This is a genomic window from Halorussus limi (assembly GCF_023238205.1).
Classification (GTDB): Archaea; Halobacteriota; Halobacteria; order Halobacteriales; family Haladaptataceae; genus Halorussus; species Halorussus limi.
The window spans coordinates 886197-912994 of the sequence record NZ_CP096659.1; the positions used below are offsets into that span (position 1 = coordinate 886197).

Genomic DNA, 26798 nt, shown 5'->3' on the forward strand with positions numbered 1-26798 from the left:
CATGGACGACATAACCCCAACGGACGACGCGACTTCAGACGCCGACGCCGGACCGCGAGCGGAGCGCCACGCGGCCCGCGCGGCCCTCTACAGCGCCGCGGCGGGGGCGTTCTGCTACCCCGACGACGAACTGGTCGCGGACCTGACCCACGCCGAGACCGCCGAGGGCCTCCGGTCGGCCGCCGAGACCCTCGACCTGCAATCGGAAGTCGAGACCTTCCTCGGGGCGCTCGAATCGACCGACCGCGACGACCTCGAATCGGCGTACAACGGCCTGTTCGGTCTGCCGAGCGACGACGGCACCTACCCCGTGGTGCCCTACGAGGCCGAGTACACGGTCGGCGACGAGGTGGGCCGCCAGCAGCGCCGCATCGCCACCGTGGTCGGCCTGCTCGAAGCGTTCGGCGTCGAACCGTCCGACCGGTTCGACGAGCGCCAAGACCACGTGGTCGTGGAACTCGAACTGCTACAGGTCCTCGCGGCGCGACGGGCGGTCGCCCGCGAGGAGGGAGACGACGACACCGCGGCCAACCTCGAACGCGCCGAGGCGATGGTGCTGGACGAACACCTCGGGGACTTCGTGCCCGCGTTCGCCCACGAGGTCCGGAAGTCCGCGCCCGACCCTGACGAGACGGGAACCGACGCCGACCCGGGCGAGGAGGACGACCTCGGCGCGGCCGCAGTCTATCGCGCGGCCGCGGACCTCGCGGAGACCGTCGTCACCCGCGACGTGGCCAATCACCCGGAACCCGATGTGGACTTCGACGGGTCGTCGGAGGTGAGAAGTCGTGGCTGACCGGGACGCCGCGCGGCGCGCGACCGTCGTCACGGCGGTGGTCGTGGCTACGCTGGTCGTCGCCCAGACCGCGGTGACCGCCGCGGTCACGAGCGGGACGCAACCGGCGATGTCGGTCGAGTCGGTGCCCGAGGACCCGACCGCCGCGACGTGGCAGGACGCGCCGACCCGGACCGTTTCGCTGTCGAAACAGCAGATGGCCCCGCCGTTCGGCGGCGGAAGCACCGACGAGGTGCGGGTCCAGACGGTCCACAACGACACGCACACCGCGTTCAGACTGACGTGGGAGGACCCGACTCGCGACGCCAACATCCGCGCGCCGGAGAACTACAGCGACGCCGCCGCGGTGATGCTCCGGACCGGCGACCAGCCGCCCATCACGATGGGCGCGGCGGGCAAGCCCGTGGACATCTGGTACTGGCGCGCGAGTTGGCAGTTCGAGAATCACTCGGCGTTCGGCGAGATGTACACCTACCCGCACCCGAACAACGAGACGATGCCGGGGCGGGCCGCCGGGAATCCGCTCTCGAAGTCCCAGTACGAGCGGTTCGCCCAGAACTACTACGCGAAGGGGTACGGGTCGCTGACACACGCGCCGCGCCAGAACGTCCGGGCGCGCGCCGAGTACGGAGACGGCGAGTGGTCGGTCGTCTTCACCCGGAAGCACGACACCGAGGGGAAGTTCGACGCGTCGTTCTCCGGGTCGAAGAAGGTGTATCTGGCGTTCGCGGTCTGGAACGGGAGCGCCGACGAGGTCAACGGCCAGAAGTCGCTCTCGCTCCAGTTCACCCAACTGAACACCCAGAAGTGGGCGATGTCCGACGCGAGTAGCGGGTCGAGCGACTCGGGAAGCGGACAGTCGGCCGGCGAGTCCTCCGGGACCAGTTCGGGCCAGAGCGACGGGCCGTGGATAGTCCGGTCGGTCGGCAACTGGGTCGGCGGACTCGTGGTGACGACCCTGCTGACGTGGACCGTCGTCTACTGGAGGGCCAGAGAATGAGCGAGCAGTACAAAAACCGGAGCGCCCGCGCTCGGTCGCCGACCCGCGACGGCGGCGACGAGACCGACCTCCGGAGACTGCTCGACTCGCCCGACGAGTACGAGCGACGAGACGCCGCGCTCGCGCTGGTTGACGCGGCCGAATCCGCGGGAATCGACGACGAAACCGCGAGCGCGCTCGCCGACCGCCTCGCCGAGGGCGACAGCGAGGACGTGCGACAGTTCGCGGTCGAAGCGCTGGGCGTGGCCGGCCCCGACGCGCCGGCCGACGCCGTGACCGCCATACGAGACGCGCTCGACGCGGACGACGACGAGTGGGTTCGGGCGGAGGCCGTGGTCGCGCTCTCGCGGGTCGCGCCCCGCGCCGACGAACTGGCCGCCGCGCTCGAAGACGACAGCGGGTGGGTCCGCCGGAACGCGGTCATCGCGCTCGGCAAGACCGAGCGCGCGACCTTCGGCGACCTGACCGACCGCATCAAGAACGACCCCCATCCCGCGGTCCGGGAGTACGCCGCGCGCTACCTCGGCGAGTGCGCCGAGAGGGCGGACGCAGACGCCGAGGACGCGCCCGGCGGAGACGAGTCGGTGAGCGAAGCGGTCCGCCTGCTGGCGGCAGTGCTGGCCCGCGACCCCGAGGCGTTCGTCCGGGCGAAGGCCGCCGAGTCGCTCGGCGGTCTCGCCACCGACCGGGCCGAGCGAGCGCTCGAAACACACGGCGTCACCGACCGGAGCGACGACGTGAAGCGGACCGCCAAGCGCGCGCTGGCCGCGGCCCGCGGCGTGGACCCCGACCAGTTGGACGTGGAGATAGACGACGGGCCGCCCGGCGGCGGGCCGCAAGCGCCCGGCGAGACGCCGGGCGGGCCTGGACCGACCGGCGGTCCCGAGAACAGACCGACGGGCGGCCCCGGCGGACGACCCGGAGGACCCCCGAACGACCCGACCGAGAGGTGACAACGATGTCCGAGACCGACTCCGAAAACGAAGCGGTACAGAACGAATCAGTAGGCGTCTCCATCCCCGACGAACACGTCGGCGCGTTCGTCGCGGAGGTGTTCGAGGACGTGGAGTCCGACACGACGTGGGACCGAATCGTCTCGGCGCTGGTCGCCGACGACGCCCGCGAGGAGTGGGATGCCCTCGCGCCGAGCGAGCAGGTCGCGGCGGTCCTCTCGGCCGCCGCCGACTACGACGAGCGCGCGGTCGAGCGACTCGCCGGGATTCCGACGGACCGCGGCAAGCCCACCCCGGAAATTCGCGACGACTACGACGAGGCGATGCGGTGTCGCCGGAACGCCGACCGGTTCCGCGACGGCGTGGCCGCGGCCTACGACGAGGGAGTGGTCGGCGACGACGAACTGGTGGCCGCGGTCGAGGAGGGCGAGTTCGACACCGGCGTCATCGCCGAACGCGAGGACGAACTCGACCGGGTCGCCAACGCCTTCGACTTCGAGTATCGACCCTACGGCGGGACGCTGATGCACGAGGAGGACGGCGAGGACGACGAGAACCCGATGGACGACTTCGAGGCGTGGTAACATGACCGACGACACAGACGAGATTACGGCCCGAGTCGAGGAGGCGATAGCGAGCGTCGAGGACCCCGACTTCGGCGCGAGCGCGCTCGACGCCGGACTCGTGACCGGCGTGGAAGTCGCGGACGGCGCGGCGACGATTTCGGTGGACCTCGCGGGCGCCGACCCCGAGGCCGCCGAGGAGGTCACGGAGGCGCTCCGGCGCGAGGCGTTCGAGGTCGCCGGAATCGAGAAGGTCCGCGTCGAGAGCGAGACGCCCGACGGTGGCGGCACCCACGCCGGCAGCGCGGAGGGTGGCGGTGACGCACACGGCGACACACACGATGCCGGCGGCGCGCACGGCGGCCTCTCGCTCCCGGAAATCGACCACGTAATCGCGGTCGGGAGCGCGAAGGGCGGGGTCGGCAAGACCACCGTGGCGACCCACCTCGCCCGCGCGCTGGCCGACGACTACGACGTCGGCCTGTTCGACGCCGACATCCACGGGCCGAACGTGCCCGAGATGGTCGGCGTCGAGGGACCGGTCGAGGCCACCGACGACGGGCGGGCCGCGCCCGCCGAGGTCGGCGGAATGGAGGTCATGAGCGTCGGCCTGATAGCCAACGACGCGCCGCTGGCGTGGCGGGGCGCGATGGCCCACGACGCGCTGACCGAACTGCTCGAAGACACCGAGTGGTCCGACCGGGACGTGCTGGTCGTTGACCTGCCGCCGGGGACCGGTGACGTGGTGCTGACGATGCTTCAGGAGGTGCCGGTCACGGGGTCGGTGCTGGTGACGACGCCGTTCCCGACGAGTCTCTCGGACACCGGCCGGAGCGCCGCGCTACTGGAGGAGAACGGCGTCCCGGTCGTGGGTGCGGCGGTGAACATGCACGGGTTCGTCTGCGAGAACTGCGGCCACGACCACGACCTCTACGGCGAGAGCGACCCCGAGGAGGAGTTGGGCGTCGATGTGCTGGCCGAACTCCCGTTCGACCGCGGGTTGCAGAACCCCGGCGAATCCGGCGAGGGCGAGCGTTCGGACGCCGAGCGGCCCGACGCCGCGACTCCCGACCCCGTCGCAGACCTCGCGGAGTCGGTCGGCGAGTTCGTGGAGAGCGACGACGCCGGGCCGGTGTCGGTCCCCGACTCGGCGCTCGACGTTCGGGGACTCCCGCCCCGCATCCGCCACGAGCAGGTCGGCGAGGAGTTCGCGGCGTTGGACCCCGGCGAGGAGTTCTACGTCGTGAACGACCACGACCCCTCGCCGCTGGCCCAGATGCTCGCCGGGGAGTTCGCCGAGGAGTCGGCCGACGAGGCGTTCGAGACCTGCGAGGTCCACCGCCGCGCGCCGGACGAGTGGGTGCTGGAACTCCAGCGAGCGGTCTGAGAGCATCGAACGGAAAAGAACTCGTTCCGTCGTCCGCTCTTACGAGGCCGTCGAAGCGCCGCGACCCACGCTGGGTTTCTGCCAGTAGTAGAAGGCCACGTTGAGCAGGACGCCGAGCGCGAGCAGGCCCCAGTTGAACCACGTGGCGTTGTACCAGACGAGGTCGATGCCGATGGACTGCTGGTAGAGTGGCCAGAGCGGTTCGATGGCCTCGGCGATGTCCGGGGCCGAGAGCATGTCGGCGAAGATGTGCGAGAGGCCGGCGACCCACACCATCACGAACCCGAGCGAGAGCGCGCTCCGCTCGGCCGGTTCGGAGAACCACTCCGAGTCGTCCAGCCACGTCTTCAGTATCCAGCCGACGAGCGGCCCGATTATCGCCGCCAAGATGGTGACGACCAGTACGGTGTGGAAGACGCCGTGGTGTTTGATGGTCGGGAACCAGTTCGAGAGGACGAGGTCCACGTCGGGTAACATCCCGAACCAGAAACCGACCGCGACGAACGTCGCGGCGGTCTTGCGCCTGTCGATGACGAACCACGCGGGTGCGAGCCATACGAGCGCCATACCGAGGTGCCCGGCTACGTCGACCATACCTGATTTTCAATACGTACGCCAAAACACTTGATGGCGGATTCGGCGACGCCGACCGTCGAGAAGGCGCGCGGGCGGTGATTCGACCGAGTGTGCGCCGTTCGACCACCGCGTCCGTGACTCGAAACGACGCCCGGCGACCACGCGGACGACCCGACTCGTCAGAACGGGAGCGACGAACTGTCGGCGTCGTCGGCAGGCCCGCGACTCCGCTCGCCGCTCTCTCGGGAGCGTTCGGGACTCTCGACAGTTCCGTCGTCGTCGAGTCGCCGTTCCATGTTCCGCAACTTCTCGTTGATGTCCGTGCTCTCGTGGTGTATCGGCGCGACGGCCACCGAGACGCGGTCGAAGCCGTGGCGGTCGCTCAGGCCGTTCCACGCGCGGAACGCCCCGACCGTGAGGGTGTCGCTCTGGGGACAGAACTCGGTGGTCGGCGTGAACTCCGCGAGCAATACGTCCTCGTCGGCGCCGTCGCCGTCCGGCGCGCGGGCGTACCGCCACCCGGCGTCGGGGTGTCGGGAGTCGAGGTTGAGTCGCGCGAGGTTGTACCCGAAGGTAGCGTCGTAGACTCCCCGCTCCTCGAAGATGTCGCGGGTGAGGCGGTGGAACGCGCAGTGTTCCTCGCCGGTCAGCACGTCGGCACCCCGGAGGAACTGACCGGGGTCGGGCAGGTGGTCCGGTCGGAACTCGTCGTACTCGTCGAACGTCTCCTCGTCGGCGTCGTCGCCGGCGAACGGTCGCGGGATTCCGGGCATGTGCGTATCTACCGCCGAGCGGCGGGTATCCGTGACCCCGAACGCGTTCGGGTGCCGTTTTCACCGACTGGGAATCAGGGCCACCGCCATTTATGTAGCCCTCGAAGGTGGAAACGAAGATGAATCGAGATACTCTCGACCGACGGACGATGCTGAAGACGATGGCCGCAGGCGCAGCGACCGCGACGATTGCCGGCTGTTCGAGCGGCGGTGGCGGCGACGGCGGGTCGGGCGACTCCGGCGGCGACGGCGGTGACTCGGGAAGCGGCGGCTCCGGGAGCAGTTCGGTCAGTTTCGACGGGTGGTTCGACAACACCAGCAACTACGACGGCGTGGTCGACAAGACCGGGAGCAGCGAGGTGACGGTGAAGGTCGGCGCGAAGGGCAACGGCGGCAACTACGCCTTCGGTCCGGCCGCGGTCAAGGTGTCGAAGGGGACGAAGGTCGTCTGGGGGTGGACCGGCAAGGGGGCGCTCCACAACGTCGTCGCCGACAACGGCGACTTCGAGAGCAAGCAGAAACAGGAGGCGGGATACACCTTCTCCCACACGTTCGACAGCGCCGGGAAGCACAAGTACTACTGCACGCCCCACAAGGCGATGGGCATGAAGGGCGCAATCGTCGTGGAGTAACTCCCCGCCATGTCGAACCCATCGAATCGTTCCGGCGGGCCGCCGCGACGGGTCGACACCGACGAGCGACCCTTCGTCCTCATCTGGGAGTTGACGCAGGCCTGCGACCTGACCTGCGAACACTGCCGGGCCGACGCCCAACCCGACCGCCGCCCCGACGAACTCACGACCGAGGAGGCGAAGACGCTCCTCGACCGGACCCGCGAGTTCGGCGAGGACCAGTTGGTCGTGTTCTCGGGCGGCGACCCGCTGAAGCGCGACGACGCCGTGGACCTCGTCGAGTACGGCACGGAAATCGGTCTCAACGTGACGATGACCCCGAGCGGGACCGCCTCGCTGACCCCCGACGCCGTGGCCGACCTCGCGGACGCGGGCCTGCGCCGGATGGCGGTCAGCGTCGACGGCGCGAACGCCGAGCGCCACGACGACTTCCGGGGCGAAGCCGGGAGTTTCGAGGAGACGGTGTCGGCCGCCCAGTCCGCGACGAGCAACGGTCTCCCGCTACAGGTCAACACCACGGTCTGTCGCCAGACCGTCGCGGACCTGCCCGACATCGCCGACCTCGTGGCGGACCTCGGCGCGGTCCTCTGGAGCGTCTTCTTCCTCGTGCCGGTGGGCCGGGGCGCGGCGCTCGACCCGCTGTCACCCGAGCGCGCCGAACGTGTGATGGAGTGGCTGGTCGACCGGAGCGACGAGTGGCCCTTCGGCCTGAAGACGACCGAAGCGCCCCACTACCGTCGGGTCGCCGTCCAGCGGACCGACCAGCCTCCGAACCGCCAGATGGGCATCACCGCGGGCGACGGCTTCGCCTTCGTGAGCCACGTCGGCGAGGTCTACCCCTCCGGGTTCCTGCCCGAGTCGGCGGGCAACGTCCGCGACCGGAGCGTCGTGGACATCTACCGGAACGCGGACCTGTTCGAGGACCTGCGCGACGGGGACGCGCTCCGCGGGAAGTGCGGGGCCTGCCCCTACCGGAACGTCTGCGGCGGCAGTCGCTCGCGGGCCTACGCCACGACCGGCGACCCGCTGGAGAGCGACCCGCTCTGCTCGTTCGTCCCGGAGGGCTACGACGGCCCGCTCCCGTGGGACGACGCCAGTCCGCACGTCGAACCGACTCCCGAACCCAGTCCCGCGGCGAACTCCCGGTGAGACCACCGTGAACGTAGCGAACGCCGAACCGGCCGCGGACGGCGACGGCGAGCGCCCGCCCTCGGTCCGAGTCGAGGGCCGAGAGACGGTCGTCGTCTCGGCCGCCCGGACTCGGTCCGACGACCTCCCGCGGGCGACCCGCACCTGCACGGTCGAGTGCGCCTCCGGCGTCCGCGGGACCGACGAGTGGGCGGGCGTCCCGGTGGACGCGCTCGCGGTCGCGGCCGACTTCCCCGGCGAGACGACACACCTCCACGTCGCGGCCGCGGATTTCGCGGCCGACGTGCCGATTCGCCCCGCGCTCGGCGGGATTCTGGCGTTCGAGCGCGAGGGCGACCGCGAGGACGGAGCGGTGGGACTTCCGCGGTTCGTCGCCGACGGCGTGCCCGGCGAGCGACTGGTCAAGCGCGTCGAGCGACTGTCGGCGGTCGCGCTCGACGCCGGAGAGGAACCGGAAGTCGGGTAATCTCTCCTCCAGTCGGCGGGTCAGTCGGTCCCGAAGTTCGACTTTCCGAACGCGAACGTGAACCCGACGTACCAACGACAGTGGTCGTGACCACACTCCGGACACTCGAATCCGGGGTCGCCTTCGACCGAATCGGGTCCCCGAATAATTCGACGGCAGTTCTGGCCTCCGCACGTCCGCCCGCTGTGACTGCGTCTGAAGTCCAGTGCGGCTTGCCGCCGGTGGTCGTTGTCGCCGTCGATGTGGTCTTTCACCGCGTTTTTGAGCGCGTCACGGTCCGAGCGTGAGATAGTTTCTCCGCAGTACTTGCAGTCCCAATCCATACGTCAGCACGACGAACAGACGCCGATTAAATTTGCTGATACTCTCCCGCTCGGTCGCGTTTCGAGGAGTCGATTCCCCCGCTCTCGGCCAAGATTCGCTCGACGATGGCGCTCGACGAGTGGAGTCGCTCGCCCTCGGCTTCCGCCAGCGACGCTCGCCTGACCTCGCACTCGACGCCCCACTCGTCGAGCATCGCCGCGACCCGGGCCTCGTCGTGGTGCTGGTCGCCGCCCAACACCAGCACGTCCGGGTCGATGCGCCGAATCGGGACCGAAATATCGTCGGCGTCGCCGAGACGCGCCGCCGTCACCGGGTCGAGGGCTTCGACCGTCCGGACGCGCTGGTCGCCCGGGAGAATCGGGTCCTTGTGGGCCACGCGCTCGCCGTTGGCCACGACGACGTGGAGTTCGTCGCCCGCCGCGGCGGCCTCCCGCAGGTAGTGGACGTGACCCGGATGGAGCAGGTCGAAGGTGCCGAGCGCGACGACGCGGGTCATCGCGGGGGCACCTCCCGCTCCTCCGGGTCGCCCGCGTCGGAGCGACCCCGGAGCATGCGGGCCGCCTCCGCCCGGTCCGCGGGCGTGTCCACGTCGAACAGGCTTCTCGCGGCGTCTCCGGCGACCGTCTCGGCCGGGACCGCCCGCGCGTCGAGGCAGTCGAGCAGCGCCGAGAGTCGGGTCACGTCGGCGTCGAGCAGGGCCTCGCAGGCGGCCTCGGTCGGGGCGGTCCGGTAGACCGCCTGCGTCGGGTGGCGGCGGCCCCCGGACCGGACCGCGGCGGCGTCGGCCGACTCGCCGGAGTCGGTCGGAGGGAGTCGCGCGGCGAGGTCCGCGACCACTCGGGGGTCGAGAAACGGCGCGTCGCAGGCGGCCAACGCGCAGGTGGGGGTCTCGACCGCACTGAGCGCCGTCCGAAAGCCGACGAGCGGACCCCCGTCGGGAACCGAGTCGGCGACGAACTCGACCGGCGCGCCGACCGGGTCGCGGGCGTCCAGCGCGTCGGCGAACGCCGCGCGCTGGTCGGTCCGGCAGTTGACCACCACGCGGTCGGCCGCCTCGCTAAGGCGGCCGACGACCCGCGCGAGCATGGGCCGACCGCCGAGGCGGGCCAGCGCCTTGTCGCGTTCGCCGAACCGCCGGGAGTAGCCGCCCGCGAGGACGACGCCGGTCAGGTCGTCGGTCGCGGACGCTCGGGACGTCTCGCTCACGTCCGTCGGTTTTCGCCGCTCGGCGGTAGGCGTTGGGCCGAACGTGTTCGGCGTAGCCGCTTCGGAGCGGGCGACGCAAGGTCGGAGCGTGACCGAACTCGCGAGACCGGAGTCGGACTTCTCGGACCTCTCAGACCTCGATTCGTCGGACGCCGCCGACCGAATCCGCGCCCGCGGCGAGCGAGTCCGCCGCCGGGAACTCGACACCGCGCTCGCTCGCCTCCGGGACCGGGGCGAGGTGACGCCCGCCCAGCGGCGGGTTCTGGCCGCGCTCGCGGACCGACTCACCGACGCGCTGGTCGAGCGGTGGGCGTCGAAACTGGCCGACGGCGAGGTAGACCCCGAGACCGCGCTCTCGCTCCTCGCGGAGTAGCGGGCGAGCGGTCCCGGACGCAGAGAGCCGAACTTGTTCGGGACGAAGCCCATCGACGCGGCGTCCCGAGTGTCGGGTATGAGCGTCGGCATCGTCGGCGGCGGCATCACTGGACTGGCGACACACTACTACCTCCGGGAGTCGGGCGTCGAGAGCGTCGTCTTCGAGGCCGACGACGAACCGGGCGGCGTCGTCCGGAGCGCGGAGGTCGAGGGGAGAGTGCTCGATTTCGGACCCCAGCGGACCCGCCTCACGCCGAGCATCCGGAGACTGGTCGAGTCGCTCGGCTTGGACGACGAGTTGCGAGAGGCCTCCGACCCGCCGCTGTACGTCTACCGCGACGAGAAGTTACGGCTGGTGCCCCAGTCGCCTCGCGAGGCCGTGACCACCGACCTGCTCTCGTGGCGGGGGAAGGCCCGCGCGCTGTTGGAACCGCTGACCGGCCCGGCCCGCGAGGGCGAGAGCGTCGAGGCGTTCCTGACCCGGAAGTTCGGGTCGGAGGTCGCACGCTACTACTTCGGGCCGCTCTACGGCGGTATCTACGGCTCACATCCCGGCGAGATGCCGGTCGAGCACTCGCTGGCGAAGGCGCTCGACGGGGCGGGCATCGAGGGGAGCGTCCTGACCTCGGTCGCCCGGAAAGTGGTCTCGGGCCGGGAAGCCCCGCCCATCGTCTCGTTCGACGCCGGACTCCAGCGACTCCCGGAGGCGCTGGCCGAGGCCCACCGCGAGAGCGTGCGACTCGGGACGCCGGTCCGGGGGATTCGGCGCGAGGGAGACCGGTTCACACTGGAGACCGCCGACGGCGAGACGACGGTGGACGAACTCGTCGTGACCACTCCGGCGGACGTGACCGCCGACCTGCTCGGGGACCTCGCGCCCGAGTCGGCCGCGGCGCTCCGCGAGTTGAACTACAACCCGCAGGCCGTCGTCCACCTCCGCGCCGAGACCGACCTGACCGGCGCGGGCTATCAGGTCCAGTACGACGAGGAGTTCCGGACGCTCGGCGCGACGTGGAACGCCAGCTTACTCGACCGAGACGGCGTCTACACCTGCTATCTCGGCGGGTCTCGGAACCCCGAACTGGTCGAGCGGAGCGACGACGAACTCGCCTCGGTCGCCGCCGAGGAGTTCGAGGCGATTACGGGCCACGGAGCGCGCGCCCTCTCGGTCCGCCGACTCCGGCGCGGGATGCCCGCCTACGACCGGAGTTGGGCCGCGCTCGACCGGGTCTCCGCGCCGGAGGGGATTCGGCTCTGTACGAACTACACCTCTCGGGCCGGGATTCCCGGCCGGATTCGGGAGGCGAAGGCGACGGCGGAGACGCTGGCCCGAAAGGAGTCCGAGCGCGAAACGGCCTCGACGGTCACCGCCTGAACCGCGGCGAAGTCGGGGCGGGCGGAATCGACGGTCGAACGGCGGCTATCGTCGGTTAGATAAACGTATTTCTTTCTTAAAAGTGGGTATACCAGTCCGAAAGACAGGAATATCTTGCTACCCGTCCACGTACTCCTTGACGATTTTCTCCTCGACCCGGTGGAGGGTCTCGCTCGCGGTCGATTTCGCCACGCCCGCCACCTCCGCGAGTTCGGTCAGCGAACACTCCCGCGGGGTGTCGTAGTACCCCTCCTCGACCGCCGTGTGGAGGAGTTCGCGCTGGCGCTGGGTCAGCAGACTCTCGGAGTTTATCATCTCGCGGACGTACTCCACGTCGAACTCCATCCCGAACGCGCGCAGTTGCGTGGTGAACGCCGACAGTCGGTCGCGCGAGGCGGTGAGTTCGACCGACGCCCGCCCGTCGCGGATGGTGAATGGCAGTTCCAGCGGGAGGCCCGACTCCTGGACCGAGAACAGCAGGAGCGGCGCGGTCGTCTCGAACTCCACGAGCGCGGACTCCTCGGACGCCTGCTGGAGGTCGAGGCGAGTGATGTCCTCGCGTTCGTCCATCGCGGCCACGACCGCCGGGAGGTCGTCGGCCGAGATTTCGAGCAGGCCGACGCCGGTGTCCTCGGCCGGGAAGGCCGCGAGGACGCGGAACTCGGCGTCCGGGTGCGCCGTCGAGACCTCCGAAATCCACACGTCTTCGGGGAGCGTGATGTGCAGTTTCGCGGTTGGCATCTCTGGGTGAATCTTCCGGCCCCACTCCCGGATAAGTCTTCCCGAACACGTTCGGGTCTGGCGGGGAGACGCCGGTCTCCGGTGCGAACGTATTCGGGACAAACCCCGTGGCGACGGGCCCCGTCGTCGATAGTATGCAGACCCGCTTCACCGAGCGAGCGGTCGAACGCACCGACGCCCCGGCCGACAGACCGCGCGATGGCCTCGACGTTCGGGAACTCGGGCCGCCGAAACCGCTGACCCGGACGCTCGAAACGCTGGCGGACCTCGACGCCGAGACCGTCCTCGTGCAGGCCAACGACCGGGCGCCCCAGCACCTCTATCCGAAACTCGACGACAGAGGGTACGAGTTCGAGACCGTCACCGACGACGAGGTCGTCCTGACCGCAATCTGGCGCGAGGAGTAGCGATTAGGTCCGGCGGGCGGTTTCGGCCCCGACAGACTCACCGTATCTCGCGGAGGGCCACGTACGACCCCGCTTCGGCGGTTATCCACTCGGTCACGAGCGCTTCGTCGTCGGCCGCCGGCGGGTAGATGGTACACTCGTCGGGGCCGTCGTCGCGTTCCTCCACGACCGCCCGGAGGTCGGCGGGCGATTCGTCGGCGGTCGGTACCGTTCGGCGGTCCGAGTTCGGGGGAGCGGCGTCGGTCATGGTCGTAGCGGGGAGCGGAGAGTCAGTTGTCGGAGGCGGTGTCCATCGCGGCGTCGAAGACCGAGGAGTCGGCGTCCGCGTCGGCGATATCGACGGTCAGCACGGGGACCGACGAGAGGGTGACGACCTTCTGGGAGACGCTGCCGAGCATGTTTCGCGTCGGGTCCGACCCGTGGGTGCCCATGACCACGAGGTCGGCGTCGCGTTCGTCGGCGACCGCCAGCACCTCGTCGGCGGGGTTGCCCTCTCGAATCTCGGTCGAGACCGTCACGTTCGCCGGGTCGAACGCGGACGCGACCTCGTCGGTGGCGCGTTCGCCTTCCTCCCGGAGTCGGTCGGTCACGTCGGGAATCCGGTCGTCGTCGAGCGTCAGGAAGGCCCGGTCGTCCACGACGTAGAGGACGTGAACGTCCGCGCCGCGTCGCTCGGCGATGTCGCGGGCGTGTTCGACCACAGTCTCCATTGCCGCGCTTCCGTCGGTCGGAAGCAACACTGTGTCGTACATCACGTTCGATACTCCGTCCCGGGAACGTATATATTCCGGCCGTCGTTCTCACGCGATGAAAACGTCGGGACGGCGGGGCGGCAGCGACGGAACGTCGCCGTACCGCCGCGGGTCAGACGAACTCGGACGACCCGCCGATTTTCAGGTTCCGGGAATCGGCGGCCCGTTATACCCCTTCGGACCGCCAAGTTACTCCCGTAGGAGGGATTCACTATGGCCACCGACACGTCCCGATTCGGCGCGGAAGCCAACGTCTTCGAGAGTGACCTCGCGGGCGTCACCGTCCGGGGGAAGGCCCACGGCCTGAGCGCGTGGTTCGTCGTCGCGCTCCGCCTCATGATGGGCTACGCCTTCCTGCACTCCGGGTGGAGCAAACTGACGGCCGCCGAACCGTTCAGCGCCGCGGGCTACCTCACCCACGTCACGGCGGCTAGCCCGCTCTCGGGCCTGTTCCACTGGATGGGCCAGACCCCGTGGTTCGTGGAGTTCGTCAACCTCGCGGTCCCGTGGGGCGAGTTCCTCATCGGTCTCGGCCTGGTGGTGGGCGCGCTGACCCGCCTCGCGGCGTTCTTCGGCGCGTTCATGATGCTGATGTTCTACTTCGGCAACTGGGAGGTCGCCCACGGGTTCGTCAACGGCGACTTCGCGTACATGCTCGTGTTCCTCGCGGTGGCGGCGTTCGGCGCGGGTCGCCTCCTCGGACTCGACGCTCTCGTCGAGAAGTACGAACTCGGCGGTGAGCGACTGGTCGAGAGGTACCCCAAACTCCGGTACGTCCTCGGATGAGCCACGGCGCAACCGAGGGCGTGCCGCGCAGCGGGGTCTCGCGACCACAGATTTACCTGTTCTGCGACGCACGTCGGATGTATGACAGCTGACTCCCCCGACAGCGACGCTTCCGCCGTCCGATTCAGCGAGCGAACGTGGACCGAAATCGAGGCCGCGCTCGAAGGCCAGACGCGGACCGCCGTCGTCGCGGTCGGGTCGGTCGAACAGCACGGACCGCACCTCCCGGTCGCCACGGACGCGCTGATCGGCGACGCGCTCGCCGAGCGAATCGCCGAGAAACTCGGCGACGCGCTGGCCGCACCGACGATTCGGCCCGGCTGTTCGGGCCACCACATGGAGTTTCCCGGCACCATCACGATTCCGCCCGAGACCCTGATGGACCTGATTCGGTCGTACTGTCGGTCGCTGGACGAACACGGTTTCGAACACGTCGTCCTCGTCCCCACCCACGGCGGCAACTTCGCGCCGGTCAACACCGTCGCGCCGGAACTCGGGCGGGAACTCGACGCGAACGTCGTCGCAGTCGCGGACCTGCGCGAACTCATGGAGTTACAGAACGAGGGGCTTCGAGAGGCGGGCGTCGAGTACGAGGAACCGGTCGTTCACGCCGGCGCGGTCGAGACGGCCGTGGTGTTGGCGGTCGCGGAGGAACTCGTCCGCACCGACGAACTCGAAGTCGGCCGCGAGGGCGAGATTTCGACCGCTCGCCTGCTCAGCGAGGGGTTCGCGGCCATCACCGAGAACGGCGTCCTCGGCGACCCCCGAGAGGGGACCGCCGAGGCCGGAGCGGCGATTTTAGAGCGGATAGCGGACGCGTACGTCGAGCGAATAGAGAGCGAGCGCGAGGCGGTCTGAGCCTCAGTCGGCGTACAGCGAGTAGAGGATGACCGCGAATCCGACCGCGGTCAGCGCGCTCTCGACCACGAGCGCCCACGTCCCGGCGGTCGCCAGCAGGCGGTCCACGACGCCGGCGACCAGCGACCCGAGCGTGACCGCCCCGAACCCGAGCGCGAGCGCCCTGAGCGGCCGCGACCCGGTCCGCCGGTAGGCCTTGAACGCGAAGTAGGTGATGAGACCGCCCAGCACGAGCGTTATCGTCTTGAGCGCGACGATGGTCGAGGTGATGTGAACCATCTCAGGTCTCCTTCCGGACCTCGGCCCAGAGGCCCGCGAGTTGTTCGTCGGCCGACTTGGTCGGGCGGGTGATGGACACCTCGAACTGGCGCTGGTCGTCCAAGAACACCGAGACCTCCTCGAACGCGAGCGTGTACTCAGAGGTGTGGTGGCCGTCGGTCCGGATGGCGGTCGTCTCGGAGAGAATCGAGGCGTCGGTGAGTCGTTCGAGTTTGCGGTACGTGGTCGAGGTCGGGATGTCACACTGAGACGAGATTTCGCTGGCAGTCATGGGTTCGTCGAGTCGGCGGACGATCCGACGGCACTCCGGGTCGTCCAAGGCGTCGAGAACCGGTTGGAGTTCCGGGGAATCGCCGTCTCCGAACGGGTCGCGGACCATCTACTGGCTTTCGCCGTGAGAGAAACATAAGCGGTTCGACTCGGAATTCGGGGTTGAGAGGGTGCAACGGACTGCAACTCACTGCAACGGACCGCCCCATCGTTATAGGTGGAGTCCAAAGAGGAGACGAGGCTGTTACGGTGCCGCCTGAACTCACCATGCCCGACTTCCCCACGACCGAGACGCCGACCGTGCTGATAGTGGACGACAACCGCCCGCTAGCCGACGGGTTCGCGAAAGCCCTCCACGACGAGTACGAGACGCTCACGGCATACAACGCCGCGGAAGCCCGGGAGTCGCTCCACGACGGGGTCGACGTCGTCCTGTTAGACCGCCGTCTGCCGGACACGCCGGGCGACCGACTGCTCGAAGAGATACGGGCCAGCGACTACGACTGTCGCGTGGCCATGGTGTCGGCCGAGGACCCGTCTACGGCCACCGACCTCGACTACGACTGCTATCTCACGAAGCCGCTCTCGGGAGTCGAAACGGTCCGACAGGTGGTCACGGACCTGCTCGGCGGAAACGTCTCGTACTGAGACTCGAACACCGCACGCCGACGGTCGCGGTTCGGTAGACGGCGGACCCGCCGGTCACCTTCCCCGTTCGACGCGAACCCTTTTGTCCCTACTCGGAGTAAGAGTTACCATGCGATTCGTTATCGTTGGTGCAGGACGGGTCGGCCTCCGTACCGCCCGCATCCTTCAGGAAGAGGGCCACGAGGTCAACATCGTGGAGAACGACACCGACAAGGCCGACCGCGCCCGGGACGAGGGGTTCATGGTCGTCGAAGGGGACGGGGCCAGCGAGGAGATTCTCGAACAGACCGACCTCGGGACCGCCGACGCCGTCGGCGGGTTGACCGGCGACCTCAACGTCAACTTCGCGGCGTGCATGATAGGGAAACACCACGGCTGTCGGACGGTGTTACGCATCGACGAGGACTACCGCGAGGACATCTACCACAAGTTCGCCGACGATGTGGACGAGGTAGTCTACCCCGAACGCCTCGGTGCGGCCGGGGCCAAGACGGCACTGCTCGGAGGCAATTTCAACGTTATCGCTGACTTGACCGAGCAACTCCAGTTGACGACCGTCGTCGTCTCCGACGAATCGCCGGTGGTCGGCAAGCAGGTCAGCGCGGTCGAACTCCCCGAGGACGCGCGTATCTACGCCCACGGCCGGGCCCGCGAGCGCATGACGATTCCGCTCCCGAACGCGACCATCGAGGGCGGCGACCAACTCGCGCTCATCGCCGACCAGACCGCGCTGTCGGCGGTCCGCCAGCAGTTGCAGGGCGAGGCGGCCGAGACCGCCGAGTAGCCGTCGAAAGCGGCGGTTCGCGCTACCGGTTTTCGCGCGGGTAACGGGTACAAGCTCCCGAAAAAGACGGCGGAGGGCAGTGGGTAGCGCGGGGTCAGTGGTTGGCGCCCCGAGACGAGAACTTTCGTGGGAAGGGTTGGTGACACTGTGGCGAGAGGCCAACTCGCCGCCAGAGCCTCCGGCCCCGTCGGGACGCCGACCGGGAGACTGCTGCACGCTTCGCGCCCGAGCCGTCGGGCGCATTCTCTTCTTGGGCGGATTCGGACTTTGTTATGTGGCGTCTGCCCACGCCGTAGGCACCTGCTCATCGGAAACGACGGCCGGTCAAACGCGGTCTGTCGCACCCGTAACCGGCGGTTACTCGGTCGAAATCCTCGTTTCGGAATGGGGAGTGGGGAGAGGGTGGGGAGAGTGGTGGTGTGCCGGGCGCGCGGTGTGGGAGGATGGGGGAAGAGAGGCCGTCGATGCGCGCCCAGTCGGGCGTGAGAACGGCATCAACTTAAAACTGCGTCAGACGGACGCCGGACGAATCGGCGGCGCATCGGCCCGCCCTCCGGCGAACTCGGCGGTCGCCCGACGGCCGAATCCGGGCGCTCGCGCTTGCCGGGTGGCCTACCTTCAAGGTCGGTCGGACCGAGTCGGACGGTATGCACGGAACCGGCGTGCCGTTGATTACGCCCTTCGACGCGGACGGTGACCTCGACGAGGAGCGACTCCGCGAGGTGGTCAGATGGGTCGAAGACGGCGGGGTGGACTTCATCGTCCCCTGCGGGTCGAACAGCGAGGCCGAACTGATGGGCGTCGAGGAGCGCGCCCGCGTGGTCGAAGTCGTCGCGGACGAGACCGAGTTACCGGTCCTCGCCGGCACCGGCCACCCCGGCCTGAGCGAGACGCTTCGCCAGACCGACCTCGCGGCCGAGGCCGGCGCGGACGCCGCGCTCGTCGTGACGCCGTTCTACTACGGCCACGACGGCGAGACGCTGGAGGCCTACTACCGGGACGTGGCCGACGAGAGTCCGATTCCGGTCTACCTCTACAGCGTGCCCACGTACACCGACGTGAAACTCTCACCGGAGGTGGTCGGCCGACTCGCGGGCCACGATAACGTGGCCGGGATGAAGGATTCGAGCGGCGACATCGAGACGTTCCAGCGCGAGCGGAGACTGACCGACGACGAGGAGTTCGACCTGCTGGTCGGGAGCGGAAGCGTCTACGCCCACGCGCTCGCCTCGGGCGGCGACGGCGGCATCCTCGGACTGGCGAACGTCGCACCCGAACGGGCCAGCGAAATCTTCAAACTCCATCAGGCGGGCGAAGACAGGTCGGCCCGCCAACTCAACGCCGAACTGGTCGAACTCAACCGCGCGGTCACGTCGAAGCACGGCGTACCGGGCGCGAAGGCCGCGATGGCCGAGCGAGGCGTCGACGCGGGGTATCCCCGCAAGCCACACCGGGAAGTCGGCGACGACGTGCGCGCCGAAATCGAGGCGCTGGTCGACGACCTGACGCCGTAGCGAGTTCGAACCGCAGCGAACGACCGAAAACAGTCTCAGTTCCGCAGACGCTACGACTCAGTCGCTCTTCGAGAGCGTCTGCAACACGCCGCTCACGAACGGCCGGGGGTCGTCCAAGCGCAAGAAGTCGAAGCGTGGTTGCCGGACCACCGACTCGCCGATTTCCCACGCGGTCTCCCGGAGCGTCGGGCGCTCGACGTACGGCGACTCGTCGCTGAGGACGCTGGCGAGGTAGCCGAGTTCGCCGTACAGCAGGTGGCTCCCGACGCCGAGTTCGTAGTCGGGGTCGATTTCGTCGGTGCGGTCGCGCGACTGAAGCCAGTAGTTGAGCGGGAAGTCCGCGCCCGCCTGCACCGTCGAGGGGAGCGACTGCCACATGCGGGGGTTGATTTCGGTCAGGTAGTACTCGCCGGTCTCCTCGTGTTCCATGTACTCGATGCAGGCGAGTCCGTGCCAGTCGAGTTCGCCCAGCAGATCACGGGCCACTCTCTCTAGTTCCGGGTCGTACATGGACTCGCGGTACACCCCGCCGCCGCCGGTGTAGGAGTTGCCCCGAATCTGGCGGTGCTGGAAGGTGGCGACCGGTTCGCCCTCGTCGTACAGCGCCGCGAACATGTACTCGTCGCTGGAGGGGACGAACTCCTGGACGATGGGAACGTGGTTCATCTCGGCGACCAACTCGTCGCGGTCGGGTTCCTCGTCCGGCCGGACGTGCGTGACGTGGTTGACCTCCTCGCACTCGTCCGGCGAGTGGGTGTCGACGTACCGGTCGGCCAGCAGGTTGTACCGCGACTTGACGATGTGGTCGCCGCTCCAGTCGTCGACGGCGTCGAGCGGCCGGGTCTCGGGAACCGGTGCGCCCGCCGTCTCGGCGGCCTCCGCGAGTTTCACGCGGTCGTGGACCCGTTCCAGCGCGTCCATCGGCGGGACTTCGACCGCGGCGCGCTCGGCGAACTCCTCGCGGTAGCGCGACAGCAGGTAGGCGTCGTACTCCCGAATCGGAATCACGGACCGCACGTCCTCGCGCGCGGCGAGGTCCAACAGCGCGTCCTTGTACGCGAGCAGGTCGTCGTCGGGCGAGGGGAGTCGGGCCGTCTCGTCGCAGAACCGCGAGGCGAACACCGGCACGCGGTCGTGTTCCGAGGCCGCGACGGTGCGGACGCCGCGCCGACCCAGCGAGCGCAGGCAGGGGTAGCTGTAGGGCGCGACGCCCGTCGGAATCAGGACCGACGGCGCGTCGTCGTTGGACGGAGACATGTCCCGGAGTTGGAACGCGGTGCGTTTTAGTATGTGCCGACAAATCGCTCGTTTCACGGGCGTAGGGCGCTCTTTCCCGTCTCTAGGCTCGGTATACCGGTCGGTGTTCGCCCGCGATTCTCGACGGTGACGGGTCGGGGCGACTGCGGCGGGAACGAACTGCTCGACGCGAACGAACTACTCGCGGGGACTCGCACGCGTCGCAGTCGCCTTGAACGACGCCACCACGTCCGAACCCGCCGCCAAGTCCAGTTTCTCGACGCTCGACATCGTGACAAGCGCGGCGAGGGTCGCGTCGGCGTCCACGTCGACGAAGACCCGCGCGACCTGCTCGCCGGCGTCGATGGCCGCGACGGTACCCGCGAAGCGGTTCCGGGCGCTCGTGGCCTCCGCGGCCGGGGCGTCGTCGGGCGCGTGGAGGGTCACGGCGTCGGCCCGAATCGCGACCTGTACGTCCTCGGCGTCCGTCGCGGGTGCGAGCGCCCGGACCCGCCCGGCCGGAGTTTCGACGGTGGCCAACTCCCCCTCGCGAGCGACCACCGAACCGGACAGAACCGTCTCCTCGACCTCCGCGGTGCCGGTGAACTCCGCGCGGAGGCGCTCAAACCGGGTCAAGAGGTCGCGGGCCTCGTCGGTCAGGCGGGACCCGCCGCCGCCCGACCCGCCGCGCTGGCGGGCCACCAGCGGCCCGAGCGCGTCTTCGAGCGCGGTCAGTCGCTGGTGGGCGCGGGAGTACGACCGGCCGAGCGCGTCGGCGGCCCGGTTGAGCGACCCCTGCTCGTCCACCGCGCGCAGGAGTTCGGCGTCGGCCGCGTCGAACTCCACCTCGTCGGCCCGGAGGTGGGCCTCGAATCCGGCGTCCATACCCGGACCAGAACGCGAGCGAGCAAAACCGTTATGTCTCGGGCGATAGAACGGAGGGTTATGTCCAGAGGGGAACAACGCTCCCGCCGAGACCTGTTGAAGGCGACCGGTGCGCTCGGCGTCGCCGGACTCGCAGGGTGCGTCGGCGGAGAGTCGTCCGGTCAGGAGACGACCACTGACGGCGAAAGCGAGACCACGACGGGAATCGGAAACGCGACCGAAGCGTCGGAGGACGCCCCGACGCCCACCGCCGATTCGGCGACCGTCTTCCACGCCGGAAGCCTCGCGCCGCCGTTCAGCGCGGCCGAACCCGAGTTCGAGGAGAAGTACGGCGTCACGGTGAACCGCGAAGCCAAGGGGTCGGTCGCGTCCACGAAGAAAATCACTACGCAGGGCCGGAGCGCCGACGTGCTGGGCGTCTCGGACTTCCGACTTATCCGGGACATGGTGGTGCCCGAGTACGGCAGTTGGTACGCCGTCTTCGCCACGAACGCGATGTCGCTCCAGTACCGCGAGGACTCGCCGGGCGCCGACGAAATCGGGCCGGACAACTGGTGGGAGATTCTCTCGCGGGACGGCGTGAAAGTCGGCCACAGCGACCCGGCCGTGGACCCCGGCGGCTACCGAGCGGTCATGGCGGTGCAGTTGGGCAAGGAGAAACTGGACGGACAGCGTCTCTACGACCGACAGACCTACGACCGGATTCGGGACAACATGACCGTCCCCACCGGGACCGAGACCAAACTCGAGGGCCAGTTGAAGGCGGGGAAACTCGACTACGCGCTCTACTACCGGTCCATCGCCTCCCAGTCGGGACTGCCGCACGTGGACCTCCAACCCCACGTGGACCTCTCGAAACTGAACCGGAAGTACGCCCAACACTACGAGAAGGCGACGGTGACGGCGGGCGGCAACGAGTACGTCGGCGCGCCCATCGCCTACGGCATCACGGTCCCGAGCGTCGCCGAGGCCCCGGTCCGAGGCGCGCAGTGGGTCGAGTACATGATAACCGACCCCGGCCGGCGGATTCTGAAGAACAAGGGCCTGATTCCGAAGACGCCGGCGGTCGTCACGAAGGACGGCGACGTGCCCGCCCGCGTGGCGAAGCACGCGGAAGCAAAGACTTCAGTGGGTCCGCTCGAACTGTGAGACCGTGAGTACCGACACGGAGACCCGGGGCGAGGCCGGACGCCGGTCGGACGACGCGTCCGCTTCGCGGCGAGCGACCGATTCGCCCGCCGAGAGTCTCGGCGACCGAATCGGGGCGGGAACGACCGTGCTGGCGGTCGTCTCGGTCCAACTCGTCGCGTTCGCGGCCGCGCTGGCGGTCGGCTACCCCGGCGCGTACGCCGGGTTCGCGGTCCTCTCGGCGGCGGCCATCGCGGCCCGCCGGAACCGGGGCGCCTTCGGCGTCCTCGCGGCCGCGCTCGGCACCGTCCTGCTGGTCGCGCTCGGCCTCCCCTTGCTGATGATGGTCGCCCGGCAGGACCCCGGTCTGGTCGCGGAGACGGCCGCCGACCCGGCGGTCCAGCAGGCGCTCTACCTCTCGGTGTACGCGCCCCTGCTCGCGGCGGTCGCCAGCGTCGCGCTCGGCGTTCCGCTGGCGCTCGTCCTCGCCCGCGGGTTTCCCGGACAGCAACTGGTCGAGAGCCTCGTGGACCTCCCGCTCGTGGTCCCCCACAGCGTCGCCGGCCTCGCCATCCTGTTCGGGTTCGGCGAGGGCGGCGCGTTCGGCGGCGTGGAGTTCACGGTTCCGGTAATCGAGTTCACGTTCAAGTTCACCGTCCTCCAGACGATGCTCGGGATGGTGCTGGCGATGACGTTCGTCTCCGCGCCGTTCGCGGTCAACGCGGCCCGCGAGGCGTTCGAGTCGGTCCCGACCCGAGTCGAGTGGGCGGCCCGGACGCTCGGCGCGAACCGCTTCGAGACGTTCCGGCGCGTGACCGCGCCGCTGGCGTGGCGCGGCGTCCTGACCGGCGGGGTGCTGGCGTGGGCGCGGGCGGTCTCGGAGTTCGGCGCGGTCGCCATCGTGGCCTACAGCGTCGAGTTCTTCTACCTTCCCGAGGGCGAGAGCCTGAGCGCACAGCACGCGCCCGTCTTCATCTACAACACCTACCTCTCGTCGGGCCTCCAACGGTCGGGCGCGGTCGCCACGCTCCTGCTGGCGCTGTCGGCGCTCATCTTCCTGCTGGTCAGAACGGTCGCCTACGACGACGGAGGGTGGCCATGAAGAGACCACCTAACGGAGGGTGGCCCTGATGCTGGACATCGACGTGTCCGCGACGTTCACCGCCGAAGGCGCGGACCGGTTCCGCGTCGCGGCCGACCTCTCGGTCGCCGACGGCGAGACGCTGGTCGTCCTCGGGCCCAGCGGGTCGGGCAAGAGCCTCCTGCTCGAAACCGTCGCGGGGTTCCACGACCACGAGGGCCGGGTCGCGCTCGCGGGCCGGGACCTGACCGACCGACCCCCGGAGGAGCGCGGTCTCGGCTTCGTCTTCCAAGACTACGCGCTCTTCCCCCACATGTCGGTCCGGGAGAACGTCGCGTTCGGCGGGAACTACCACGACGCTCGCGACCCCGACGACCTGCTGGCGGAGTTCGGCGTGGCGGACCTCGCGGACCGCTACCCGCCGACGCTCTCGGGCGGGGAGTCCCAGCGAGTCGCGCTGGCGCGGGCCTTGGCGGTCCGGCCCGACGCCTTCCTGCTCGACGAACCCCTCTCGGCGCTCGACGTACCGACCCGCCAGACGCTCCGGGAACTGCTCGCCGACGTGCTGGCCGACCAGACCGCGATGTACGTCACCCACAATCGGACGACGGCGCGGGCCGTCGCCGACCGGGTGGCGGTCATCCGCGACGGCGAAATCGTCCAGACCGGGAGTCCGGAGGCGGTCTTCGAGCGACCCGATACGCCGTTCGTCGCCCGGTTCACGGGCGCGAACTGCCTCGAACTCGACGGCGGGGCGCTCGCGGTGCCGGATGGACGCCTGCGCTTCGACGGGGCCGGAGCGTCGGAAGCGACCGCCGAATCGGCCACCCACCTCGCGGTCCGGCCCGAACACGTCGAACTCGACCCCGCGGACCCCGACTTCGCGGCCCCGGTCGAGCGCGTCGTCCGGGAGGACGGCCGGAACCGAATCGCGCTCGACGTGGCGGGTCAGCGACTCGACGCCTACGCCGACGCCGATATCGCCGAACTGCCCGCCAGCGGGCGGTCCGACGGGGACGCCTCCGCGGCACACGACTCGGTCGGCGTCGCGCTTCCCCGAGACCGCGTAACAACGCTTTCTGACAGATAGGTATTCTGTCGCCTCACGCCGAAAAAATTACTTACGGGAGGATTTGGAACCCTCCCGCATGGCACGCGAACAGCGGTACGGGGTGGTACGGTGAGCATCGTGGGCGGTACGCTCGGCAAGGTCGCGGCCATCCTCGCGGCGGGACTCGTCGTCTCGGCCGCGGGGGTGGGCGCGGCCGTCTCGACGGGGGCCCTCAGCCTCCAGTCGCCGACGGTCGAATCGATAGACAACCAGTGGGGCGAAATCTCCGAGGAGCGCACGGGCATCCGGACGAACGTCGTCGTGAACAACCCGAACGGGGTCGGCATCCCCGGCGTCGTCGGCGTCTCGTACGACGTGTCGATGAACGACGTGACGGTCGCCGAGGGGTCGAGCGGCGGCGTCTCGCTGTCGCCGGGCCGCAACGAGATGACGCTCCGGACCCACATCGACAACGACAAGATTCCGGCGTGGTGGGCGAGCCACATCAACAACGGCGAGAAGACGACCGTCTCGGTCGAACCGTCGGTCGAGGCGGCGTTCCTCTCGAAGGGCCTGCCCGCCCAGAACCGGACATTCGAGACCGACATACTCTCGTCGTTCGAGAGCGAGTCGGGCCAGTCGGTCGAGGTGAACGGTCGAACCGTCCTCGCGGTCGAGGAGACCAGCGCCTCGTGGGGGACCGCCACCGAGAACGAGACGCCGCTCCGGTTCTCCGGGACGGTCCGGAACCCCAACGGCGCGCCGATAGAGTTCTCCAAAATCGGCTACGAGGTGTCGATGAACGACGTGACGGTCGCCGAGGGGACGACGGGTGAACCGGTCAAAATCGCGGCGAACTCGACCGACACCGTCCGCATCAACGCAACGCTCGACAATCGGAAGTTGGACGAGTGGTGGGTCAGCCACCTCCGGAACGACGAGACGACGAGGCTGAACGTGTCGGTGTTCGCGGTCTCCGAGACCGACTCGGGCACCCAACGCGTTCCGCTCCCGTTCCTGAGTGAACGAGTCGTCTTCGAGACCGACATCCTCGCGGGCGGGCAGGCGACGACCCGGGCCGTCGACTCCGAGAAGGGATTCGGCTTCGAACCGCCGCGAATCGGGTCGGTCGAGCGCGACTGGTCGACGACCGCCTCGGGGACCCAGTTCTCGACGCGCGTCGTCGTGGAGAACCCCAACCCCGCCGACTCCGCGCTCGGCCAAGTGGGACTCGACGCGAACTACCGGGTCGCGCTCAACGACGTGACGCTGGTCGAGGACGGCACTCAGACCACGCTCGGACCGGGCGAGACCGAACTCGAATTCTCGGGCGACGTGAGCGACCGGACCATCAAGAAGTGGTGGGTCAGCCACGTCGAGAACGGCGAGCGGACGAAACTCACGACCGCGGGCGGCGCGACCGCCGACCTCGGATTCGCTAAGCTTCCGGTGCCGCTCCCCGGCCAGAACCGGACGTTCGAGACCGACATGCTCGCCGGGTTCTCGCAGACCGACCAGACCGTCGCGGTCCGCGGGCGAACGGTCGCCCGACTCCACGACATGAACTCGTCGTGGGGCGACGCGACCACGGAGCGGTCGCCGATGAAAATCTCCGGCGACGTGACCAACGAGCGGAGTCGGCCGCTGACGGTGAAGACGTTCGGCTACCGCGTGACGGCGAACGACGTGGTGCTGGCCGACAACGAGACGCACGTCGGCACGACGATTCCGGGGAAGGCGACCCGGCGCATCGAGACGACGGGCTACCTCGACAACGACGAGATTCCCGAATGGTGGGTCAGCCACCTCGACCGGGGCGAGAGGACCGAACTGTCGGTGTCGTACTACGTCGTGGTCGAGTACCGCGGCCAGGAGTTCACGGTCGAACTCGACGACATGAGCTACACCGACACCATCGAGACGAACGCCTTCGGCGACGCGTAGGCCGCCGCGGACGCTTTTTCTGAGATTTACAGCCGACCGTCAGACGGCACGACGACGCCGAGCGGCGGCAGGTGCTCGCCGAACGGGACCGCGGCCGGGCGCACGGTGCGACGACCTCCGGGCGAGACGGAACGCAGACTTTTCACCGCGCACGCCCCACCTCCGACCATGAACTGGGCCGACCTCTTCGAGCGAGCGCAGGCGTCCGAGACCGACGTGGAGACGATACGCGCGGCGCTCGCCGCCCACCGGGAGAGCGCCGCCGAAGCGTCCGACGCGGAGGGGACCGATGCCTGAGACGCCCGAGACGAACCCCGCCCGCATCGTCGCGGACGCCGACGTGCTGGCCGCTGACCTGCTGGTCGGCGGGGCCGCGCGCGAGGCGATGGACGCCGTCCGGGGCCACTCGTGGGTCGAACTCGTCGCCAGCGACCACCTGCTCGACGACGCCGAGGCGGTGGTCCGGGACCTCGCGGACGACGACCTCGCGGCGGCGTGGCGCGAGCGAGTCGAGGACCTGCGCATCGAAGTCGAGCATCCTCCTGACGACCACCCGGCGCTGGCGAGCGCGTATCGGGGGCAGGCCGCCCACGTCCTGAGTTACGACGAGGGACTCCGGAGCGCGGAGGCCGGCGCGACGTTCGGGTCGCGACTGAACGTGAGCGTCAAGACGCCCGAGGGGTTCGCCGCGCTGTTCGACGCCGAATCGCTCTACGAGGCCGTGGTGGGCGGCGATTATCCCGGTCCCGACCGGGACGCACGCTAGTAGTAGACCGAGTCCCCGCCCGCGACCGCGCCGGAAAAGGACAGTATTTCTACAGAACCCGATTCCAGTAACGCCGACTACAGAAATATTATT

At 69.2% G+C, this 26798-nt stretch carries 34 protein-coding genes; 22 read left to right on the forward strand and 12 right to left on the reverse strand.

The genetic code is table 11. The features are described 5' to 3' along the window. Position 1: 1 nt before the first annotated feature. Genes M0R89_RS04610 through M0R89_RS04630 form a run of 5 tightly spaced genes read left to right on the forward strand, consistent with a single transcriptional unit; the run spans position 2 to position 4699 of the window. A complete protein-coding gene (locus tag M0R89_RS04610; protein WP_248651392.1) occupies positions 2 to 796 on the forward strand; it encodes a TorD/DmsD family molecular chaperone in 795 nt (264 codons plus the stop codon). After that, positions 789 to 1796 (forward strand): ethylbenzene dehydrogenase-related protein, encoded by a 1008-nt coding sequence (locus M0R89_RS04615; RefSeq protein WP_248651393.1) that lies wholly within the window; start codon positions 789 to 791, stop codon positions 1794 to 1796. The genes M0R89_RS04610 and M0R89_RS04615 overlap by 8 nt, the downstream gene beginning before the upstream one ends. Next, a complete protein-coding gene (locus tag M0R89_RS04620) occupies positions 1793 to 2749 on the forward strand; it encodes a HEAT repeat domain-containing protein (RefSeq protein ID WP_248651394.1) in 957 nt (318 codons plus the stop codon). Before M0R89_RS04615 ends, M0R89_RS04620 begins: the two co-directional genes overlap by 4 nt. 5 nt (positions 2750 to 2754) lie before the next feature. Further along, the gene (locus tag M0R89_RS04625) at positions 2755 to 3333 is read left to right on the forward strand and encodes a hypothetical protein (protein ID WP_248651395.1); all 579 of its coding nucleotides are present in this window, start codon (positions 2755 to 2757) and stop codon (positions 3331 to 3333) included. Between the two features lies 1 nt (position 3334). Then, positions 3335 to 4699: a P-loop NTPase gene (locus M0R89_RS04630; protein ID WP_248651396.1), complete on the forward strand. Its 1365-nt coding sequence runs from the start codon at positions 3335 to 3337 to the stop codon at positions 4697 to 4699. Positions 4700 to 4738: 39 nt separating this feature from the next. Here the strand turns inward: M0R89_RS04630 and M0R89_RS04635 are convergent, their stop codons facing one another. Both M0R89_RS04635 and M0R89_RS04640 read right to left on the reverse strand, forming a co-directional pair. After that, positions 4739 to 5293 carry a metal-dependent hydrolase gene (locus M0R89_RS04635; protein WP_248651397.1) on the reverse strand — a complete coding sequence of 185 codons (555 nt, stop codon included), beginning with the start codon at positions 5291 to 5293 and terminating at the stop codon, positions 4739 to 4741. Between the two features lie 161 nt (positions 5294 to 5454). Further along, positions 5455 to 6048, reverse strand: a complete 594-nt coding sequence (locus M0R89_RS04640; RefSeq protein ID WP_248651398.1) for a DUF7998 family protein — start codon at positions 6046 to 6048, stop codon at positions 5455 to 5457. A 119-nt stretch (positions 6049 to 6167) separates the two neighbouring features. Between M0R89_RS04640 and M0R89_RS04645 the strand changes: the two genes are divergently transcribed. From M0R89_RS04645 to M0R89_RS04655, 3 genes are read left to right on the forward strand one after another with little or no spacing between them, the layout of a single operon-like run. Beyond that, complete coding sequence (locus M0R89_RS04645; protein WP_248651399.1) at positions 6168 to 6680, forward strand: halocyanin domain-containing protein; 513 nt, start codon at positions 6168 to 6170, stop codon at positions 6678 to 6680. Positions 6681 to 6689: 9 nt separating this feature from the next. Then, positions 6690 to 7829: a radical SAM protein gene (locus M0R89_RS04650; RefSeq protein ID WP_248651400.1), complete on the forward strand. Its 1140-nt coding sequence runs from the start codon at positions 6690 to 6692 to the stop codon at positions 7827 to 7829. A 7-nt stretch (positions 7830 to 7836) separates the two neighbouring features. Next, positions 7837 to 8295 (forward strand): molybdopterin-dependent oxidoreductase, encoded by a 459-nt coding sequence (locus M0R89_RS04655; RefSeq protein WP_248651401.1) that lies wholly within the window; start codon positions 7837 to 7839, stop codon positions 8293 to 8295. 20 nt (positions 8296 to 8315) lie between these two features. On the opposite strand, the gene M0R89_RS04660 is transcribed toward M0R89_RS04655, so the two are convergent. The 3 genes from M0R89_RS04660 to mobA are packed head-to-tail and all read right to left on the reverse strand — an operon-like array spanning position 8316 to position 9825. Continuing rightward, positions 8316 to 8618 carry a hypothetical protein gene (locus M0R89_RS04660; RefSeq protein ID WP_248651402.1) on the reverse strand — a complete coding sequence of 101 codons (303 nt, stop codon included), beginning with the start codon at positions 8616 to 8618 and terminating at the stop codon, positions 8316 to 8318. Positions 8619 to 8644: 26 nt separating this feature from the next. Further along, positions 8645 to 9115 (reverse strand): FAD synthase family protein, encoded by a 471-nt coding sequence (locus tag M0R89_RS04665; protein WP_248651403.1) that lies wholly within the window; start codon positions 9113 to 9115, stop codon positions 8645 to 8647. Next, positions 9112 to 9825 carry a molybdenum cofactor guanylyltransferase gene (gene mobA / locus M0R89_RS04670; protein ID WP_248651404.1) on the reverse strand — a complete coding sequence of 238 codons (714 nt, stop codon included), beginning with the start codon at positions 9823 to 9825 and terminating at the stop codon, positions 9112 to 9114. The genes M0R89_RS04665 and mobA overlap by 4 nt, the downstream gene beginning before the upstream one ends. An 88-nt stretch (positions 9826 to 9913) precedes the next feature. On the opposite strand from mobA, the gene M0R89_RS04675 reads away from it, so the two are divergent. Together M0R89_RS04675 and hemG are read left to right on the forward strand one after the other, a co-directional pair. After that, positions 9914 to 10198, forward strand: coding sequence for a glutamyl-tRNA reductase (locus M0R89_RS04675; protein WP_248651405.1), 285 nt, complete (start codon positions 9914 to 9916; stop codon positions 10196 to 10198). Between the two features lie 78 nt (positions 10199 to 10276). After that, positions 10277 to 11575, forward strand: coding sequence for a protoporphyrinogen oxidase (gene hemG / locus M0R89_RS04680; RefSeq protein ID WP_248651406.1), 1299 nt, complete (start codon positions 10277 to 10279; stop codon positions 11573 to 11575). Between the two features lie 117 nt (positions 11576 to 11692). On the opposite strand, the gene M0R89_RS04685 is transcribed toward hemG, so the two are convergent. Next, positions 11693 to 12316 carry a helix-turn-helix domain-containing protein gene (locus M0R89_RS04685; RefSeq protein ID WP_248651407.1) on the reverse strand — a complete coding sequence of 208 codons (624 nt, stop codon included), beginning with the start codon at positions 12314 to 12316 and terminating at the stop codon, positions 11693 to 11695. Positions 12317 to 12450: 134 nt separating this feature from the next. Here M0R89_RS04685 and M0R89_RS04690 point away from each other — a divergent pair, with 134 nt between their 5' ends. Further along, positions 12451 to 12723 (forward strand): DUF2249 domain-containing protein, encoded by a 273-nt coding sequence (locus M0R89_RS04690; protein ID WP_248651408.1) that lies wholly within the window; start codon positions 12451 to 12453, stop codon positions 12721 to 12723. Positions 12724 to 12760: 37 nt separating this feature from the next. On the opposite strand, the gene M0R89_RS04695 is transcribed toward M0R89_RS04690, so the two are convergent. Both M0R89_RS04695 and M0R89_RS04700 read right to left on the reverse strand, forming a co-directional pair. Then, entirely contained in the window at positions 12761 to 12970 is a 210-nt protein-coding gene (locus tag M0R89_RS04695; RefSeq protein WP_248651409.1) for a DUF7511 domain-containing protein, read from the reverse strand. A 22-nt stretch (positions 12971 to 12992) separates the two neighbouring features. Beyond that, on the reverse strand, positions 12993 to 13475 hold the full coding sequence (locus tag M0R89_RS04700) for a universal stress protein (protein ID WP_248652317.1): 483 nt from the start codon (positions 13473 to 13475) through the stop codon (positions 12993 to 12995). Positions 13476 to 13688: 213 nt separating this feature from the next. On the opposite strand from M0R89_RS04700, the gene M0R89_RS04705 reads away from it, so the two are divergent. Further along, complete coding sequence (locus M0R89_RS04705) at positions 13689 to 14261, forward strand: DoxX family protein (RefSeq protein WP_248651410.1); 573 nt, start codon at positions 13689 to 13691, stop codon at positions 14259 to 14261. A gap of 81 nt (positions 14262 to 14342) precedes the next feature. After that, on the forward strand, positions 14343 to 15119 hold the full coding sequence (locus tag M0R89_RS04710) for a creatininase family protein (protein ID WP_248651411.1): 777 nt from the start codon (positions 14343 to 14345) through the stop codon (positions 15117 to 15119). A gap of 3 nt (positions 15120 to 15122) precedes the next feature. Here M0R89_RS04710 and M0R89_RS04715 read toward each other — a convergent pair whose 3' ends face one another. Beyond that, positions 15123 to 15398 carry a DUF7521 family protein gene (locus M0R89_RS04715; RefSeq protein WP_248651412.1) on the reverse strand — a complete coding sequence of 92 codons (276 nt, stop codon included), beginning with the start codon at positions 15396 to 15398 and terminating at the stop codon, positions 15123 to 15125. A 1-nt stretch (position 15399) separates the two neighbouring features. Further along, positions 15400 to 15777, reverse strand: coding sequence for a winged helix-turn-helix domain-containing protein (locus M0R89_RS04720; protein WP_248651413.1), 378 nt, complete (start codon positions 15775 to 15777; stop codon positions 15400 to 15402). 140 nt (positions 15778 to 15917) lie between these two features. Here M0R89_RS04720 and M0R89_RS04725 point away from each other — a divergent pair, with 140 nt between their 5' ends. The 3 genes from M0R89_RS04725 (at position 15918) to M0R89_RS04735 (ending at position 18614) form a co-directional block, all read left to right on the forward strand. Beyond that, entirely contained in the window at positions 15918 to 16316 is a 399-nt protein-coding gene (locus tag M0R89_RS04725) for a response regulator (RefSeq protein ID WP_248651414.1), read from the forward strand. Between the two features lie 109 nt (positions 16317 to 16425). Further along, positions 16426 to 17100 (forward strand): potassium channel family protein, encoded by a 675-nt coding sequence (locus tag M0R89_RS04730; protein ID WP_248651415.1) that lies wholly within the window; start codon positions 16426 to 16428, stop codon positions 17098 to 17100. A gap of 647 nt (positions 17101 to 17747) precedes the next feature. Then, positions 17748 to 18614, forward strand: coding sequence for a dihydrodipicolinate synthase family protein (locus M0R89_RS04735; protein WP_248651416.1), 867 nt, complete (start codon positions 17748 to 17750; stop codon positions 18612 to 18614). A gap of 57 nt (positions 18615 to 18671) precedes the next feature. On the opposite strand, the gene M0R89_RS04740 is transcribed toward M0R89_RS04735, so the two are convergent. Both M0R89_RS04740 and M0R89_RS04745 read right to left on the reverse strand, forming a co-directional pair. Then, positions 18672 to 19871: a carboxylate--amine ligase gene (locus M0R89_RS04740; RefSeq protein ID WP_248651417.1), complete on the reverse strand. Its 1200-nt coding sequence runs from the start codon at positions 19869 to 19871 to the stop codon at positions 18672 to 18674. A gap of 177 nt (positions 19872 to 20048) precedes the next feature. Further along, on the reverse strand, positions 20049 to 20735 hold the full coding sequence (locus M0R89_RS04745) for a TOBE domain-containing protein (protein WP_248651418.1): 687 nt from the start codon (positions 20733 to 20735) through the stop codon (positions 20049 to 20051). Positions 20736 to 20795: 60 nt separating this feature from the next. On the opposite strand from M0R89_RS04745, the gene M0R89_RS04750 reads away from it, so the two are divergent. From M0R89_RS04750 to M0R89_RS04770, 6 genes are all read left to right on the forward strand, one after another. Continuing rightward, a complete protein-coding gene (locus M0R89_RS04750) occupies positions 20796 to 21884 on the forward strand; it encodes a substrate-binding domain-containing protein (RefSeq protein WP_248651419.1) in 1089 nt (362 codons plus the stop codon). 4 nt (positions 21885 to 21888) lie between these two features. Beyond that, on the forward strand, positions 21889 to 22965 hold the full coding sequence (locus tag M0R89_RS04755) for an ABC transporter permease (protein ID WP_248651420.1): 1077 nt from the start codon (positions 21889 to 21891) through the stop codon (positions 22963 to 22965). 28 nt (positions 22966 to 22993) lie between these two features. Next, a complete protein-coding gene (locus M0R89_RS04760) occupies positions 22994 to 24034 on the forward strand; it encodes an ABC transporter ATP-binding protein (protein ID WP_248651421.1) in 1041 nt (346 codons plus the stop codon). Positions 24035 to 24124: 90 nt separating this feature from the next. Further along, entirely contained in the window at positions 24125 to 25939 is a 1815-nt protein-coding gene (locus tag M0R89_RS04765; protein WP_248651422.1) for an LEA type 2 family protein, read from the forward strand. Between the two features lie 168 nt (positions 25940 to 26107). Further along, complete coding sequence (locus tag M0R89_RS23295; protein ID WP_256478495.1) at positions 26108 to 26236, forward strand: hypothetical protein; 129 nt, start codon at positions 26108 to 26110, stop codon at positions 26234 to 26236. Further along, positions 26229 to 26705 (forward strand): DUF7384 family protein, encoded by a 477-nt coding sequence (locus tag M0R89_RS04770; protein WP_248651423.1) that lies wholly within the window; start codon positions 26229 to 26231, stop codon positions 26703 to 26705. The genes M0R89_RS23295 and M0R89_RS04770 overlap by 8 nt, the downstream gene beginning before the upstream one ends. Positions 26706 to 26798 lie beyond the last annotated feature (93 nt).